The organism is Finegoldia sp. BIOML-A2 (assembly GCF_009678315.1).
Lineage (GTDB): Bacteria > Bacillota > Clostridia > Tissierellales > Peptoniphilaceae > Finegoldia > Finegoldia magna.
The window spans coordinates 294,220-310,984 of sequence record NZ_WKZE01000001.1; the positions used below are offsets into that span (position 1 = coordinate 294,220).

Annotated in this window: 12 protein-coding genes; 4 read left to right on the forward strand and 8 right to left on the reverse strand. The window is 32.7% G+C overall.

Translation table 11 applies throughout. The annotated features are described in order from the left end of the window. Positions 1-145: 145 nt before the first annotated feature. Together GKF99_RS01390 and murF are read left to right on the forward strand one after the other, a co-directional pair. Positions 146-1,198, forward strand: a complete 1,053-nt coding sequence (locus GKF99_RS01390; RefSeq protein WP_154272458.1) for a D-alanine--D-alanine ligase family protein — start codon at positions 146-148, stop codon at positions 1,196-1,198. A 2-nt stretch (positions 1,199-1,200) separates the two neighbouring features. After that, positions 1,201-2,565 (forward strand): UDP-N-acetylmuramoyl-tripeptide--D-alanyl-D-alanine ligase, encoded by a 1,365-nt coding sequence (gene murF / locus GKF99_RS01395; protein WP_154271410.1) that lies wholly within the window; start codon positions 1,201-1,203, stop codon positions 2,563-2,565. Positions 2,566-2,659: 94 nt separating this feature from the next. Here murF and GKF99_RS01400 read toward each other — a convergent pair whose 3' ends face one another. The 4 genes from GKF99_RS01400 to GKF99_RS01415 all read right to left on the reverse strand — a co-directional run bounded on the left by GKF99_RS01400 (position 2,660) and on the right by GKF99_RS01415 (position 6,348). Further along, positions 2,660-3,343: a TVP38/TMEM64 family protein gene (locus GKF99_RS01400; protein WP_172975087.1), complete on the reverse strand. Its 684-nt coding sequence runs from the start codon at positions 3,341-3,343 to the stop codon at positions 2,660-2,662. A gap of 86 nt (positions 3,344-3,429) precedes the next feature. Beyond that, positions 3,430-4,695, reverse strand: coding sequence for a dicarboxylate/amino acid:cation symporter (locus GKF99_RS01405; protein WP_154272459.1), 1,266 nt, complete (start codon positions 4,693-4,695; stop codon positions 3,430-3,432). A 36-nt stretch (positions 4,696-4,731) separates the two neighbouring features. After that, positions 4,732-5,577, reverse strand: a complete 846-nt coding sequence (locus tag GKF99_RS01410; protein ID WP_154272460.1) for an NAD(P)-dependent oxidoreductase — start codon at positions 5,575-5,577, stop codon at positions 4,732-4,734. 9 nt (positions 5,578-5,586) lie between these two features. Further along, positions 5,587-6,348 (reverse strand): exodeoxyribonuclease III, encoded by a 762-nt coding sequence (locus GKF99_RS01415; protein ID WP_154272461.1) that lies wholly within the window; start codon positions 6,346-6,348, stop codon positions 5,587-5,589. A 173-nt stretch (positions 6,349-6,521) separates the two neighbouring features. Between GKF99_RS01415 and GKF99_RS01420 the strand changes: the two genes are divergently transcribed. Continuing rightward, on the forward strand, positions 6,522-9,422 hold the full coding sequence (locus GKF99_RS01420; RefSeq protein ID WP_154272462.1) for an insulinase family protein: 2,901 nt from the start codon (positions 6,522-6,524) through the stop codon (positions 9,420-9,422). A 249-nt stretch (positions 9,423-9,671) separates the two neighbouring features. Here the strand turns inward: GKF99_RS01420 and GKF99_RS01425 are convergent, their stop codons facing one another. The 4 genes from GKF99_RS01425 to GKF99_RS01440 all read right to left on the reverse strand — a co-directional run bounded on the left by GKF99_RS01425 (position 9,672) and on the right by GKF99_RS01440 (position 14,482). Continuing rightward, on the reverse strand, positions 9,672-10,763 hold the full coding sequence (locus tag GKF99_RS01425) for a type II secretion system F family protein (RefSeq protein WP_154272463.1): 1,092 nt from the start codon (positions 10,761-10,763) through the stop codon (positions 9,672-9,674). Then, complete coding sequence (locus GKF99_RS01430; protein ID WP_154272464.1) at positions 10,753-11,913, reverse strand: GspE/PulE family protein; 1,161 nt, start codon at positions 11,911-11,913, stop codon at positions 10,753-10,755. Before GKF99_RS01430 ends, GKF99_RS01425 begins: the two co-directional genes overlap by 11 nt. A 103-nt stretch (positions 11,914-12,016) precedes the next feature. Further along, entirely contained in the window at positions 12,017-13,765 is a 1,749-nt protein-coding gene (locus tag GKF99_RS01435) for an ABC transporter ATP-binding protein (RefSeq protein ID WP_154272465.1), read from the reverse strand. Positions 13,766-13,882: 117 nt separating this feature from the next. Beyond that, positions 13,883-14,482, reverse strand: a complete 600-nt coding sequence (locus tag GKF99_RS01440; protein WP_154272466.1) for a hypothetical protein — start codon at positions 14,480-14,482, stop codon at positions 13,883-13,885. Positions 14,483-14,866: 384 nt separating this feature from the next. On the opposite strand from GKF99_RS01440, the gene GKF99_RS01445 reads away from it, so the two are divergent. Further along, on the forward strand, positions 14,867-16,762 hold the full coding sequence (locus GKF99_RS01445; protein ID WP_154272467.1) for a S9 family peptidase: 1,896 nt from the start codon (positions 14,867-14,869) through the stop codon (positions 16,760-16,762). Positions 16,763-16,765 lie beyond the last annotated feature (3 nt).

A 16,765-nucleotide genomic window follows, 5' to 3' on the forward strand; every position in this document is an offset into this window, starting at 1 on the left:
TATTTTACCACATTTGTAAAATAGTCCTATTAAATTTGTATTGTTTTTTCTTAAAATCAACAAAAATGATACATTTTTCTATTTTATTGATATAATGATTTAGTTATAGTAATATATTAATGAGTCACAAGAAAGGACAAAAATTATGCAAAAAAATATATATGTATTATATGGTGGTCCTAGTACTGAACACGAAGTAAGTATCACAAGTGCTAGAACATTAATAAATAATTTATCAAAAGAAAAATACAACGTAAGTGCGATTTTCGTTCGCCGCGATAAAAAATTCATAATGAAAGAAAACATAACTGAAGAAATAAAATCCGACGACGAATTGGTGCTTGACACTGAGCTTTCTGTAATAGAATCTGTCAGCGAGTGCATCAGTAAAATCAATCCAGAAAACACTGTAATATTTCCTGCAATTCACGGAAGTTACGGTGAAGATGGAACAATCCAAGGTTTCATAAAAGTTTTGGATTTGCCATTTGTAGGATGTAATGTGTTGGGTTCTGCACTTTGCATGGACAAGGGATACACTAACGATATTTTCGAATTGAACAAAATTCCTCAAGCAAAATACGTCGTGCTTTGCAAAAACGATGAATACAATTTGAAGGAAATTTTCGACAAAACATCCAAGGCAGTTTATGTAAAACCATGTAACGCTGGTTCATCTGTTGGTGTTATGAGAGCAGAAACAGAAGAAGAATTGGAACAAGCAATCCAAAACGCATTCCAATACGACAGAAGAATTTTAGTTGAAGAAGAAATCATAGGCCCTGAACTTCAGATAGCAGTTATGGGCAATGACAATCCTGTTGCATCACGTCCGGGTGTATACCAAATACACGATGTAGAGTTTTTCGATTACGATGCAAAATACAACGATTCAAAAACAGAAATGCTTACACCATTTCCAATGGATGAAAAGTTAGAATTAAAAGCAAGACATTTGGCAGAAAAAGTGTACAAATTAATGAGTTTGTCAGGATTTTCAAGAGTTGATATGTTCGTAAAAGACAACGAACTTTGGGTGAATGAAATCAACACTGTTCCAGGACTAACTCCACATTCAATGTTTCCAGTTTTGTGGAAATGCACTAACGATATGAGTGTTTCAGAAGTATTCGACAACTTGATTGATTTGGCTGTTGAAGAATACGAAAAAAATAAAGCATATAAGTTAGAGAGGTAAATATGTTAACAAGAAATTTAAAAACAATAACAGAACTTACTAACACGATTATAAATGAAAAATACCATGATGTAATGGTAAAAGGTATCTCCACAGATACAAGAACTATTCAAAAAGACAACATGTTCATCGCTCTTAGAGGAGATAATTTCGATGGACAAAATTACATAGAGATGGCTTTTGAAAAGGGCGCATCTTGTTGTGTAGTTAACAGGGATTACAGAAACATCAACGATTATCCAGTAATCGAAGTAGATGATACAAAAGAATTTATGATGGATTTAGCTAGAGGATACATCAACAGTTTAAACTGCAAAGTAATCGCCATCACAGGATCCAATGGCAAAACAACTACAAAAGATATAATGAGTTCTTTATTAAAAGAAAAGTACAAAGTCGTTAAGACACAAAAAAATTACAACAACGAAATTGGATTATCCAAGACAATATTTGACATAGATGATGACACTGAAGTTGCCGTTCTTGAAATGGGAACTGAAAACTTTGGAGAAATCAGTCAACTTACTAATATCGCTCATCCTGATATCGCAATGATTACAAACATCGGCGACAGTCATCTTTTAAATTTGAAAACAAAAGAAAATATTGCCAGAGCTAAATTCGAAATTCTTGAAGGATTAAAAGAAGACGGGATATTTATTTTAAATAATGACGATCCAGTTCTCAGAGAAGTAAAACAAGAATACAAATTACCAGAAAAGACTATAAGTTTTGGAATAAAACCAGACAGCGATTATAGAATGGAAATGATTAAAGCTGATGAAACAGGATCGACTTTTTCAATCAACGATCATGTATTCAATATAGAATTGTTGGGACATCATCAAATGTACAACGCTACAATGTCAATCATAGTAGCTGAACTTATGGGATTGGATTATTCAGATGTTGCAAAAGGACTTAAAAATATCGAATTAACTGGAATGAGAAACGAACTTATACTACTAGATAAATTCCATATTTTAAACGACAGCTACAAATCAAATCCACAATCACTTACAAGCTGCCTAGAAACAGCTTACGGATTGCACGGCTATTCTAGAAAAATCGCCGTATTAGGTGATATGCTAGAACTTGGAGACAACGAAATAACTCTTCACAAAAATATCGGTAAATCAATCAATCCAGAAAAAATCGACTACGTATTGGCAACTGGACCATTAGCAGAAAACATAATCAAAGGAGCACGTACAAACTTTGCAGAAGATAAAGTCTTCTACTTTGAAACAAAAGAAGAATTGTTAGAAAAATTGCAAGAATTAATCGTAGATAACACATTGATTTTAGTAAAAGCGTCTCATGCAATGCAATTCGATAAATTAGTCGAACAAATAAAAGAATTTTAATTTTCAGTAATTTTTAATGATAGAAAAAATAACAAGTCCTTATGTCCAAACGTGCATAAGGGCTTGTTTATTTCTAGGAAAGTTTGAGGCTTTCTTATATGTTTTTCTTTGCTTGTTTATCGTTATAAATTCTCTTCATCAACATTCCAAGTGCGAACACTCCGAATAGAATAATAAGTCCTTTTACCCATGTAGATGGATTTGTCGATTTACTTGCTGCATAAGAATAAATCAAAGTAGCTGGAAGTTGTCCAATTCCTGTCGCTAAGAAAAATTCCCAAAATCCCATCGGAGTCAATCCCGCTGCATAACTTATCGGATCAAATGGAACAAATGGCAATAATCTTGCAACCAAAATTGCGTTCTTACCGTATTTGTCGAAAAATCCTTCTACTTCTTTTAATGCTCCTTTTGTTGCAAATTTTTCCGCAATATCTCTTCCCAAAAATCTAGCAATACCGAAACAAAGCGCTGCTCCAGCCATTGCAGATGTCCAAGACAATATACTTCCTCTAACCCATCCCCAAATAGCGGCGTTTGAAAATGTAATGAAAAAGGCTGGGATTGGTGCTGCAACTGATTGAAGAATCATCATCAAGAATGAAATTATAACCGCAGTTTTCCCGAAAGATCTGATGTACGCTTTTACACTTTCAAGGTCTTGAAATGATTTTGACATGTTCGTTATTCCTTCTCTTAGTGGTTTGATAAATACAAATGCAAGAACCACTACCAGAACAACGACGATTTTTTTGATATGTTTATTTTCTAATTTCACAATTATCCCTCCTTATATTCATTATATCAGATAAAAAAATAAACACTTATTGAAATATTCTATAAGTGTTTATCGTTTATTATAATTTACGAATTAAATTTTTCTCTATCAAAATATTCTTCACCTGAACTATTCGCGACGATAACTGTACACACGGCATCTCCTGTGATATTTATCGCTGTTCTAATCATATCCAAAATTCTGTCTATTCCCATTATCATTGCAATCGCAGATATTGGAAGTCCGATTGAATTAAATACCATAGATAAAGTTATCAATCCAACAGATGGAATTCCCGCAGTACCCACTGATGCAAGTGTCGCTGCAGCAATTACTGTCAAGAAATTTTGTGGTGTCAATTGCATTCCGTAAGCGTTCGCTGCAAATACTACTGCAACTCCTTGCATAATTGCTGTTCCGTCCATGTTGATAGTCGCTCCAAGTGGAATAGTAAACGAAGAAATTTTCCTGCTAACTCCAAGTTCTTCCAATTTGTTGATGTTCATTGGCACTGTTGCATTTGAAGATGATGTGGAGAACGCAAATCCCAAAACTGGGAAGAATTTCTTCAAGAATTTGAATGGATTTGCTTTTGCAAAAATAGTCAATAAAACCATATAAACTAAGAAAAGTTGCAATCCCAATCCTAAAACTACTGTGAGCATGTATTTTAACATAGAGAATATTGCAGATAATCCTAAAGTTGCAAACGTCTTTGTGATAAGGGCAAATACACCTATTGGCGCAAACTTCATGACAATCATAGTCATATCCATCATTATGTCGTTGAATTCTTCGCAAATATTTGCAACGTTGTGTGCTTTTTCTCCCAAATTCGCCAAAATAATTCCAACTAACAATGCGAAGAAAATTATTTGCAACATATTTCCTTCAGCCATAGCTTGAATTGGATTTGTAGGAATCAAATTCAGCACAGTATCTTTTATTGAAACTGCCTTCGCGGGGTCTGCTTGGGCAGCCTGGCTCACTTTGCTAAGATCGATTCCAACTCCAGGCTTTATAAATGATGCCAATAATAGCGCCAAAGTTATCGCCAAAGCCGTAGTGAACAAATAAAACACAAGTGTTTTGACTCCGATTTTTCCTAATTTTTTAGTATCCCCCATGCTCATCGCACCAGTTACTAATGAGAAAAACACCAATGGAACAACGAGCATTTGCATTAATCTGATAAATCCTTGCCCCAATACGTCGAATATCCCATTAACTAAAATGGTATCTTTTATATATGATGAAGGGACAAATAGATTAAAAACTATTCCTACCAACAATCCCAGGAATAATCCAATAAAAATTTGAGTTGTCAGTCCCATTTTTTTCTTTTGTTTCATAAACATCTTTCCTTTTCTTAAAATTCAGTTTTAAATTTACAAATTATTTTTTTCGATATATTTTTCAAGAGAAGTTTGCCAATCTGTGAATTTGTAAATTTGAGAAGTGTTCAATAAGAAGTTTTCCAAAGCTGTAAAATCTGGTCTGTGACCTTCAATTCTCAAATTTTCATCTTCGATAACTTCTGCATCAATTCCTTTTATCCTCAAAATTTCTTCTGCAAAATCTTTTCTACTAGCGACGCCTTCACATGATGCATGATAAATTCCGTAATCGTACGTATCCATTAATTTCACGATAAATTCTGCTAATTGATATGCGCTTGTCGGAGAAGAATATTGTGCTTTAGGAACGTAAACTTTTCCCGTTTGAATTGCTTCTTTTATAATGTCTTCTACCCTGTGATTTACCGGAGAAAATAACCAACTTGTTCTCAAAATAAAATGTTTCACGCTGAATTCCCTTACGAAATTTTCTCCCATCAATTTGCTTTTTCCATACATTGTCGTAGGATGTGGAGTGTCGTATTCTCTGTATGCACTTCTGGATTGTCCACTGAACACATCGTCTGCTGACATGTGAATTATTTTTGCATCCACAGTGTTCGCTGCAACAGCCATGTTTCTTGCGCCCAACGCATTTACCCTGAAAGCTTCGTCTGGATTTTCTTGGCAAGCTACAGGGTCTGTAAGTGCGGAACAATTTATGATTATATTCGGTCTGTTTCTTCTGGCAAATATAGAAGTTTCATCGGAATTCACAATGTCTACAATGTATTTATCCGTTGCTAAGACTTCGTCTTCCAAAGGATCCAAATATTTCTGTAATACTTTCCCGATTTTTCCATCTGCTCCACTTATCCAAATTCTATTTCTAGTCATAATATCTCCTTAAAAATTAATCTCCAATTCAACTGGACAATGGTCTGAACCCATTATGCTTTGGTGAATTTTTGCATCTACAAGATTATCCTTCAAATCATCACTTACTATGAAATAATCAATTCTCCATCCAGCATTTCTTTCTCTCGCCTTTGCGAAATAAGACCAATAAGAATATTCATCTGTTTTGTCGGGATAAAAATATCTGAAAGTGTCGATATATCCATCATTTAATAAAAGCGACATTTTGTTTCTTTCTTCGTCAGTAAATCCTGCTGAACGTCGATTTGATTGTGGATTTTTCAAATCAATTTCATTGTGGGCCACATTCAAATCCCCGCACACAATTACAGGTTTTTTATCTCTTAAAATATTCAAATAATTGTGGAATTCATCTTCCCACACCATTCTATAATCCAAGCGTTCTAGTTTTTGTTTAGAGTTTGGCGTGTATACATTCACCAAGAAAAAGTCCTCATATTCGCAAGTAATCACACGACCTTCAGTGTCGTGTTCATCAATTCCAATCCCGAAACTTACTCCAATTGGTTCAACTCTTGTGTAAACCAAAGTTCCAGAATAACCAGCCTTGTTAGCTGAATAAGAATATCTATGATAACCTTCGATTTCCATTTCATCAGTCATTTGATTTTCTTTCATTTTTATTTCTTGTAAACAAAAAATATCCGCATTCAAATTATCAAATGCTTCCTTAAAGCCTTTTTTCATAACGGCTCTGTATCCGTTAACATTCCATGATATTAATTTCATATTCTCACCTCTTATTTGTTATTTATTATATCATATACAGTTTTAAAAACTGATATTTGTGAATGTAGATAACAATTATTTATACCCAAATAAACAAATATTTAATAAATTTGTAATTTTGTTATGTTTTCGCAATTTGATATAATATATTAAAAAGAAAAAAGGAGATTTTTATGCAAGATTATAAAAATTTTAAATTAATAGATACGAGAGAATTATCTGATATCAATTCAATAGCCTATCTTTTCGAACACGAAAAAACCAAAGCAAAAGTTTTGAAACTAGCTAACGACGACGAAAACAAAGTTTTTTCAATTGCATTTAAGACAATTCCACAAGATAGTACAGGTGTCGCTCACATAATGGAGCATTCAGTTCTTAATGGATCAAAAAAATACACAACTCGTGAACCATTTATGGACTTGGTAAAGTCTTCACTACAAACATTTTTGAACGCGATAACTTATCCAGATAAAACTTGCTATCCTGTAGCAAGTCGTAACGCCAAGGATTTCAAAAATCTTATGGACGTTTATTTGGATGCAGTTTTCAATCCAATTGTTTACGAAAAGAAAAATATTTTCTATCAAGAAGGATGGCATTACGAAATAAAAAATGTCGATGATGATATCAAATACAATGGTGTAGTATACAACGAAATGAAGGGTTCTTACAGTTCTATCTACACGATTATTTTCGATGAATTGTTCAAATATTTGTACCCAGACACAACTTATGCACATTCATCGGGCGGAAATCCTTACAATATTCCAGATTTAACTTACGAAAAATTCTTGGAATTCCACGACAAATACTACCACCCATCAAATTCGTTCATTTATTTCTACGGAAATGGAAATATCGAAGAAGAATTGGATCATTTGTCAGAATATTTGGAAGAATATGATTACAAAAAAATCGACTCAGAAATTCCTTACCAAAAACCATTTGAGAAAACTAAAAAAATCCAAGTCGAATACAATATATCAAAAGACGAAAAGCCTGACGGAAAAGATGTATTGGTTTACGCTGCAAATGTCGGACACATCACAAATGTAAAAGATGCATTTGTTTCAACTATTTTAAGTGACGTATTGTTCTCCAACGAATCTGCGATAATCAAAGAAAAATTATTGCAAGAAAACATCTGTGAATCTGTAGAGAGCGTATCATCTTACGGCCAAGAAATCACAATGGGTGTTATCGCTGAGAACTCAGATGTAAAAAACACTGAAAAATTTGAAGCATTGGTTAAAAGAGAATTAGATAACATCGTGAAAAACGGAATTGACAAGGATGAACTTACTTCTACCCTCAATAAATTAGAATATGATTTGAAAGAGGCTGGAAGTTTCCACACAAAAGGAGTTATCTATTTCTTAAAATCTGCTCTAAGTTTCATGTACTCAGATAGCTACTACGACCAATTACAATTCTCAGAAACTCTTGCAGAATGCAGAAAATTAATCGATACAGATTACTACGAAAAATTCATCGAAGAAAAATTATTGAACAACAACTTCAAATTGATTCTATCATTGAAAGCAACGCCAGGTCTTAATTTGAAAAAAGACAACGAAGTCAAGGAAAAATTAAAACAATACAAGGAAAGCTTGTCTGATGAAGAATTGAATGAATTAGTAGATTTGAACAAAAACTTGGAACAATTCCAATCAGAAGAAGACACAAAAGAACAAAAAGACACTATTCCAACATTGGAACTTTCCGATATTGACGCAAAACTTGAAGATGTAGAAAGAATCGAAAAGAAAATCGACAATTACACATTCTTAAATCCAAATCTATTCACATCAAACATTCACTACTCTTCATTTATGTTTGATTTGTCGAAGTTCTCGCAAAAAGATTACTTCTATTTGTCACTTCTATCTGATTATATCGGACTAAGCGACACTACAAATTACGACTACAAAAAATTATACACTCAAACATATCTTGCATCAGGTGGAATATTCACGGCAATTCATTTGAACAATACAAAAAACGGTCAAGATTTGAAATCCAAGTTTGTGTTTAGTTTCAAAACAATAGAAAAAACAGAAGACGAATGTATTAAAATATTGCAAGAATACTTGTTTAATGTGAAATTTGAAGACAAAAATAGATTCAAAAATATCATTCAAAATCTAAAACAAGAATATAAAACAAGAATACTTGAAGCTGGAAACCAATTCGCATTGACAAGATCGATGGCATCATTCTCAGAAAAAAGCGTGTTGGAAGATGAATGTTCTGGAATTAGCTACTACGAAAAATTGTGCGACGTGTTGAATGATTTCGATGAAAAAGCAGACATCACTTTGAATAAATTAAAAGATTACTACGAAAAAATCGTAAATTCAAACAACATGATTGTAAGCATAATCAACGAACAAGAATCCGCAAACAAATTCTTCGCCAAATTACAAAAATCATTGATTTCTAAAATGCACACAGAAAAAATCGACTCAAAATCTTCTCCAACAAAATTCTTCAAATTAAAAGAAGCCTACAAGACATCTTCAAATGTGAATTACGTTGTAAAATCAGCTGATTTGAAAAAATACGGATTTGAATACAATTCCAAAATAACTGTGTTGACAAATATATTGAACACTTCATTCTTGTACAACGAAGTCAGAGCAAAAGGCGGAGCCTATGGAGTTGGAATGAGCGTAAGCTTAAATGGAATATTATATGTGTATTCCTACAGAGATCCTAACATCAAAAACACAATCGACATTTACGATCAAATTGATAAATTTGTTGAAAACATGAGCTTTGATGAAAAAGAAATGAAACAATTCATAATAGGAACTGTAAACCAATTCAACCCACCAATGACTACATTCACAAAAGGAAGTCGTTCGATTAACATGTATTTGTCTGGAAGAACGATAGAAGATTATGAAAATTATCTTGAAAACATGCTACACACAACAGTAGATGATTTGAAACAATTTGCTGAAATAATCAAAAAAGCAATGAAAGAAAATCACTTAGTAGTTGTAGGAAATGATACAAAGATAGATGAAGATGCAAATCTTTTCGACAAAATAATCAATGTAGAATAAATTTGAGGGCTGTGTAGCCCTCTTTTTTTGATGATAATATTCAGTGCTTTTTTAATAAAATATTCAACGCTCATGCTAAGAATATCATACGGAAAAAATTGACTTGATTTCAAATCGAAAAAATCCGGCTAAAATCGTACCGCGTAAGCGAAGCGTGCTTACGACTTTAGAATTTTAAGATTTAGAAATCAACAATTTTTGTAGTCTAGATATTAGTGCATGAGCGTTAATATGTTATACCACAGTTTTTTAATTAAACGAATTTATAACATCAAACATAGGAATGGTAATAGATATTACGATAAATCCTACGATTATTGCCATGAAGATTATAAGCATTGGCTCTAATATGCTTATAAATGATTTGATTGCATATTCCACTTCTCCGTCGTAGAATTCTGAAAGTTTTTCGAATATATCTCCCAATTCGCCTGTGTTTTCTGCAACTTTTAGCATGGAGTTGAACACTTGCGGAGTGATTTTTCTTTTATTAAATGCTTCTTCTAGTGTAAACTCTCCAGATTCTATTTCTTTGAAAATATCGGAAAGTTGTTGTTTGTAGTATTTGTTTTTCATGGATTTTTGAATTATGATGAGTCCATCCAAAATCGTCATGGAGTTTTTGTGAGTTATGCTCAAACTCCTCGCAATTTCTGAGGAGATTATAATTTTTCTTTGTTTACCAAAAATTGATTTGGTCGTTTTGAATTTATCCAAATAATATCCAAATTTTGTTCTTCGATATGCTATGATACCTCCTGCTGTTATTAAAAGTAAAATAATTAAAATCAATAATCCTTTTTCGTTAATTGCATTTGATAATGAAATTAAAATTCTTGTAGACAATGGCAGCACCATGTCAGAGCTTTCGAACAAATCCACAAATGTCGGGATGACGTTTTTTAGCATAAATATCAGCATTACAATTCCTGTGACTGTCAAAATTATCGGATAAATCATCGCGTTTTGAACTTTTTTGTTGATATCGTAAGTTCTCTCATAGTATTTGCTCAAATCGTAGACTACTTTGTCGAGCCTCCCACTTTCTTCTCCGAGTTTCATCATTGATGTAAAAAACATATCGAAGTTTTTGTCATTTGCAAAACTTTCCGACACGCTCATTCCGTTATTCAAATTCTCGGAAACTTTGTCCAAACTCGGTTTAAGTTGTTTGAATTCTTTTTGTTCTTTAAGTAGATTTACGATTTCGATGATTGGAATCTTAGCGTTCAGAAGAATTGAAAACTGTCTCAAAAACAAAAACAGTTTTTTCTTCGATACTTTGAGATTTATTTCCTTCTTTAAGATGCTATCTTCTTTTAATAAACTGTCAATCTTCATTGTACAACCTCATTGCTTCGTCAAATGAAGTATTGCCAAGTGCTACTTGTATCAAAGCTTTTTTGAACAAACTGTCTATTTTATTTTCTTCGCCGTAGTTTTTCAAAGATTTCAAGTTCATATCTTTTTTGATTAAACTTCTCAAATCATCGTCGATTTTTAGTATTTGCATGACAGCCATTCTTCCCTCGTAACCAGAACTACATTCATCGCAATTTCCTGGCTCGTAAATTTCAGTTGGATTTAATCCGTTCGATCTGAAAACTTCCATTTGTGAAGGTGTTGGCGTGACTTTTTTCTTACAATGAGGACACAATTTTCTCACCAATCTTTGTGCGATAACAACTTTAAGAGATGCTCTTATCATGTAATCTTCAATCCCCATATCCATAAGTCTGATTATGGACTGATAGCAATCGTCTGTGTGAATTGTTGAATAAACTTTGTGGCCAGTTATTGAAGCTCTAATCGCAAGCTTCGCAGTTTCCAAGTCTCTAATTTCTCCGACCATTATTACAGAAGGGTCTTGTCTAAGTACAAACTTCAACGTATTATCAAATCTCAAACCAATTTTTTCGTTGATTTGAATTTGATTGATTCCAAAAATATTGTACTCAACTGGATTTTCAATCGTGATAATATTTTTATCGATTGTATTTTCACTTTCTAGCATTGTGTAAAGCGTTGTTGTTTTCCCACTTCCAGTTGGCCCACAAATCAGCACCATTCCATTTTCAAATTTCGTAAATCCTTCTATCATTTGTTGTTCACTTTCAGAAATCCCAAGATTTTGCATCCCGATTTTAAAAGATTCTGGATTCAAAATTCTAATAACGCATTTTTGGCCGTGAATTGTGTTGATAATGCTAATTCTAAGATCAATCTTCGAATTTTCGTAAGTATATGTAATCCTTCCGTCTTGTGGAAGTCTCTTCTCTGCAATATCAAGCTCACTCATTATTTTAATTCTAGTAATTATTTTTGAATGCATACTCTTGTCCACAGTTTTGTATTCCATCAAACTTCCATTGATTCTGAATCTAATCCTGACATTTTCTTCAAATGGTTCAATGTGAATGTCGCTAGAATTTTTTCTGATTGCATCATCAATTATAGAATTTACAAATAAAATATTATCGTTGATTTCCATTGTTATCTCCTTGTATATATCTAATTTAATTATATCATTAAAATAATTAAATCAATCTACAAATAAAAAAATACCAACTGCATTGCAGTTGATATCTTCTTATTTACACCAATAATCTGCCACCCTGTGTGTACAAATTATAATAATATCCTTTTTGTTGCATTAATTGTTGGTGCGTTCCACGTTCGATTATTCCTTCTTCGGTTAACACCAAAATCAAATCTGCGTTTTGAACCGTTGTAAGTCTGTGGGCGATTGTAAGTGAGCTTCTTCCTTTTGCCAAGTTTTCCAATGATTCTTGCACGATAAATTCGCTCTTGTTGTCAAGCGCTGATGTAGCTTCGTCTAATATCAAAATCGGTGGATTTTTCAAGAAAACTCTCGCGATTGAAATTCTTTGTTTTTGACCACCGGATAGCATTACTCCACGCTCTCCAACATAAGTGTCAAATCCTTTTTCCAAGTTCATTATAAAATCGTACGCTCCTGCTGCTTTTGCTGCATCGATTACTTCTTGTTCTGTCGCATCTGGTTTTCCGTACAAAATATTTTCTCTGACAGTTCCACTGAACAAATACACATCTTGTTGCACCATTCCGATGTTTGAACGAAGTGATTGAAGTTTGATTTTTCGAACATCAATTCCTTCCACCAAAATTTTTCCGTCTTCTACATCGTAAAATCTAGGTATCAAATTGCACAACGTCGTTTTTCCTCCACCTGAAGGTCCAACCAACGCAACTTTCTGTCCAGGATTTATAGTGAACGAAATATTGTTCAACACATTTTCGCTATTATTATTGTATTTGAAACTTACATCTTTTATTTCGATTTTACCTTTGACATTTTCCAAATCCACAGCGTCTTCGTCGTCGAAAATTTCGATATCTTGATCCATAATTTCCGTAAATCTTTCGATACCAGTCATTCCACGTTGGAATTGTTCCGTAAATTCTACAATTCTTCTCACAGTTGTAAGTAACGTTTGAACATAAAGGATGAATGCTACGATGTCCCCACTACTCATCTTCCCTTCGACTAGGAAAAGTCCACCGAATAAAACCACGATAATGTACATTATTCCATCAAACGCTTTTGTTATCGTGTTAAATCCAGCCATTGATGCGTACGTTTCTGATTTTATATCCAAGAATTTCTTGTTACCTTTTTGGAATTTTTCGATTTCGACATCTTCATTTGCGAATGATTTTACAACTTTAACCCCAAGCAAACTGTCTTCTATGTCCGCATTCAATACTCCGATGTGATGTTTTTGTTCTTTGAATCCTTTTCTCATTCTTCTGTTGTATTTGGATGCAAACACAATCATTAAAGGAATTGATAAGAACAAAATCACCGTTAACAATGCGTTCAATCTAACTAAAATTACAAATGAAACTATTATTTTGATAAATCCAATGAAGTACTCTTCTGGACAGTGATGTGAAAATTCTGTTATATCGAACAAATCAGATGTAATTCTTGCCATAATTTGTCCGACTTTTGTTTCGTTAAAATACGAATCAGAAAGTTTTTGCAAATGTTGGAACACATCGTATCTCATGTCCGTTTCAATCTTTGCTCCCATTATATGACCAGTCTTTGTCATGTAGTATCCTGCCAACAAATCAATTATCTTCATAATCAAAAGAAGACCAGCCATTCTGAAAATCATTTCTCGTGTCAAAGTGTATGTTCCAAGTCCTGCATTTGTCAGTCTTCTCAAAATCATCGGCAACACCATATCTGTAAGTGTCGTAAGAGCAGCACAGAACAAATCAAACATCAAGATGAATTTGTATTTTTTAAAATAAGGCATAACCCTTTTTATCAGATTAAGATTTCTTTTCATGCTTCTTTCCTTTCTTTAAAATTAATCAATACAACAATTATAGCACATTAAATTATTTTACATAATACAAAAACCGCCAAATTCAAAATCAATCTGATTTCAAACTCGGCGGCCAATTTATTTTGTGGATAATTTCTTCATTAATATTGTAATCGCGAAAAATCCTACCAATATTAAAATGTAAATAATAATATTCAGCGTGAACAAGTTTTGCTTCACTGGTCCTGAAAAAATCGAAAAATATGAAAACAAAACAATTCCAATCGCTGATATAGCAATCAAAATGTATCTGAATTTACTGTCATGAAATCTCTTTTCTTTTCTGGAAATTATAATCGGAGTTGCAATTACAGCTGCAAACATCGTCAAATAAAGTATAACTGCAGACACTGAAATTTGTTTAAATTCCAATCCTAAGAAATTTCTGATTAGATTGGTAGCAAGTCCAACAGAAGTTATCAACAAAAAGTAATACACAAATTCTATTAATTTATTCACTATATTCACATTCGAAAAATCTTCGATGTAGTTATTGACCTTTCGAAGTTCTGATTTATACAATTCTTCTGTAGGAATTGCTCCCTTTTTTTGTAACTGCATCAAATCAATATCCAAAAGTTTCTCACATTCACTTAACATCTTAAAATACAGGTTTCTTGTCTTCAAATTCATCATAATTCTTTGTTTTATATCTGAAAAATCTTCATCCAATTTCATTCGTTTTCACCTCTCATATATAATACCATAAAAAAACTATAAATTATTCAATTGATATTCAAAAATTATTCACGCTATTTTATCCCAAATTGTTGGTAAGTTTTTGTGGATAAATGTGGATAATGTGGATAACTTTGTGGATATCTTGAAATAAGCCAAATTTTTTACACAAATTATCGTCAATTTTTGTGGAAAAGAATTGTATAACTTATTTGAAATGTATGTTCGATAAATTTATTTAACACTCAGTTAATAAATATAATCGAACTTTCAAAATACTTACATTAAAATTCAATTCATTTTCAATGTATTACTTTTCCTAAAGTATATCGTAGCAGTCGATTATGTTATAATTATCTTAATATATAAATAAAGGAGAGTTATATGAAATATTTCGATTACGATTCATTTAAAGACTTTACATTTATTTCAAAGTTAAAAGCTTTAAAAAACTCAGACAATATTTTCTGTGTTACAACCACAGCTAATATAGAAGAAAACAAATACGATTCTAACATACACAAAGTAGGAGACAATAAAAACTTCACAAGTTCCAACAAGGACTCTTCATTTTTTGAATTGAATGATGGAGATTTATTGATTATGAGAAATCCAGAAAAAGAAGAAGATTCTGACACATCATCTTTTTACAGACTTCCTGTTAACGGTGGAGAAGCTGCAAAAGAATTCGATATTGATTTGAAAAGTGTGGAGGTTCTTTTTGAATTGGAAGATTCTTTTATTGTAAAATACGAATTCGATAGACATCACGAAATGAATAAAATCACAGAAGAAGAAAAAAACGAAGATGTCGAAGTTCTCACAGAACTACCTTATTTTGAAAATGCTGTTGGGTTTACTGACAAGAAAAGAACTAGACTTGCAAGATATTTTCCAAGCATCGACAAAACGGATATACTAACAGATGAATTCGCAAATATTTCATCTGTAGACATCAATGATGACAAATCAAAACTTATTTTCGTGAGAAATTCCTACGAAAACATAATGAAAATCGAAGATGAATTAGTTGAATACGATTTGAAATCTGGAAAAGAGTCTGTGATTTTACAAGGTTTTATGATAATGTCTGCGAAATATTTTAATGACGATATTGTGATTCTCGCCACAGATGGAAAAGAACACGGACTAAACCAAGACTGTGAAATCTACAAAGTTGTGAATAACAAAGCTATAAAGCTAAACGAAGAACACTACTGCTTGTACAATTCCATAGGCTGTGATTTGAAATATTCTTCTGGTAGTCAAATTGAAAAAACTGACGACTTCATGTATTTTGTAATTTTGGAAGGATATGGCAGTGCGATTTTGAGAATGGATAAGAATTACAAATTCGAAAAGATTGTCTCCACAAATAATTCTATCAATATGATTTCTGTAAAAAACGATGATGTTTACTACGTTTTGATAACCGAAAATCACGGACAAGAAGTTTACAAATTAAATGGAGAACAATTAACTCATTTAAATAATGACGAATATCATATAAGCAAAAAAGACAAATTTACTTTCGAAAATGATGGTAATTCATTCACAGGCTGGGTGATTTATCCAAAAGACTACGATAAAAATAAAAAATATCCAGGCGTTTTGTCCGTACACGGCGGTCCAAAAACTGTTTTCGGTGAAGTTTTGTTTCACGAAATGGAGTTATTGTCTGCAAAAGGATATTTTGTTTTCTATACAAATCCACGTGGAAGTGACGGATATGGAAATGAATTTATGGATATAAGAGGAAAATACGGAGATGTAGATTATTCAGATTTGATGAAATTCACAGATATTGTTATGGACAAATACCCTATCGACAAACTTGGCTACACCGGAGGATCTTACGGAGGATTCATGGCAAATTGGATGATGACTCACACTAACAGATTCGATTGTTTTGTCAGTCAACGTTCGATTTCAAATTGGATTTCTTTCAGTTTGATTTCGGATATTGGATATTATTTTGGAACGGATCAAAACCACACTGAAACAGTGTTAAATGATTATGATAAATTGTGGGACAAATCTCCGCTAAAATACGCAAAAAATGCACACACTCCGACTCTTTTTATTCATTCCACAAAAGATTACAGATGTCCGGTGTCTGAAGGAATGCAAATGTTTCAAGCTTTGAAACTTAACAACACACAAACAAGGTTTGTGATGTTTTACGGAGAAAACCACGAACTTTCACGTTCTGGAAAACCTAAAAACAGAATCAGAAGATTAAAAGAAATCTGCGATTGGTTCGATGAATACTTGAGGTAAATG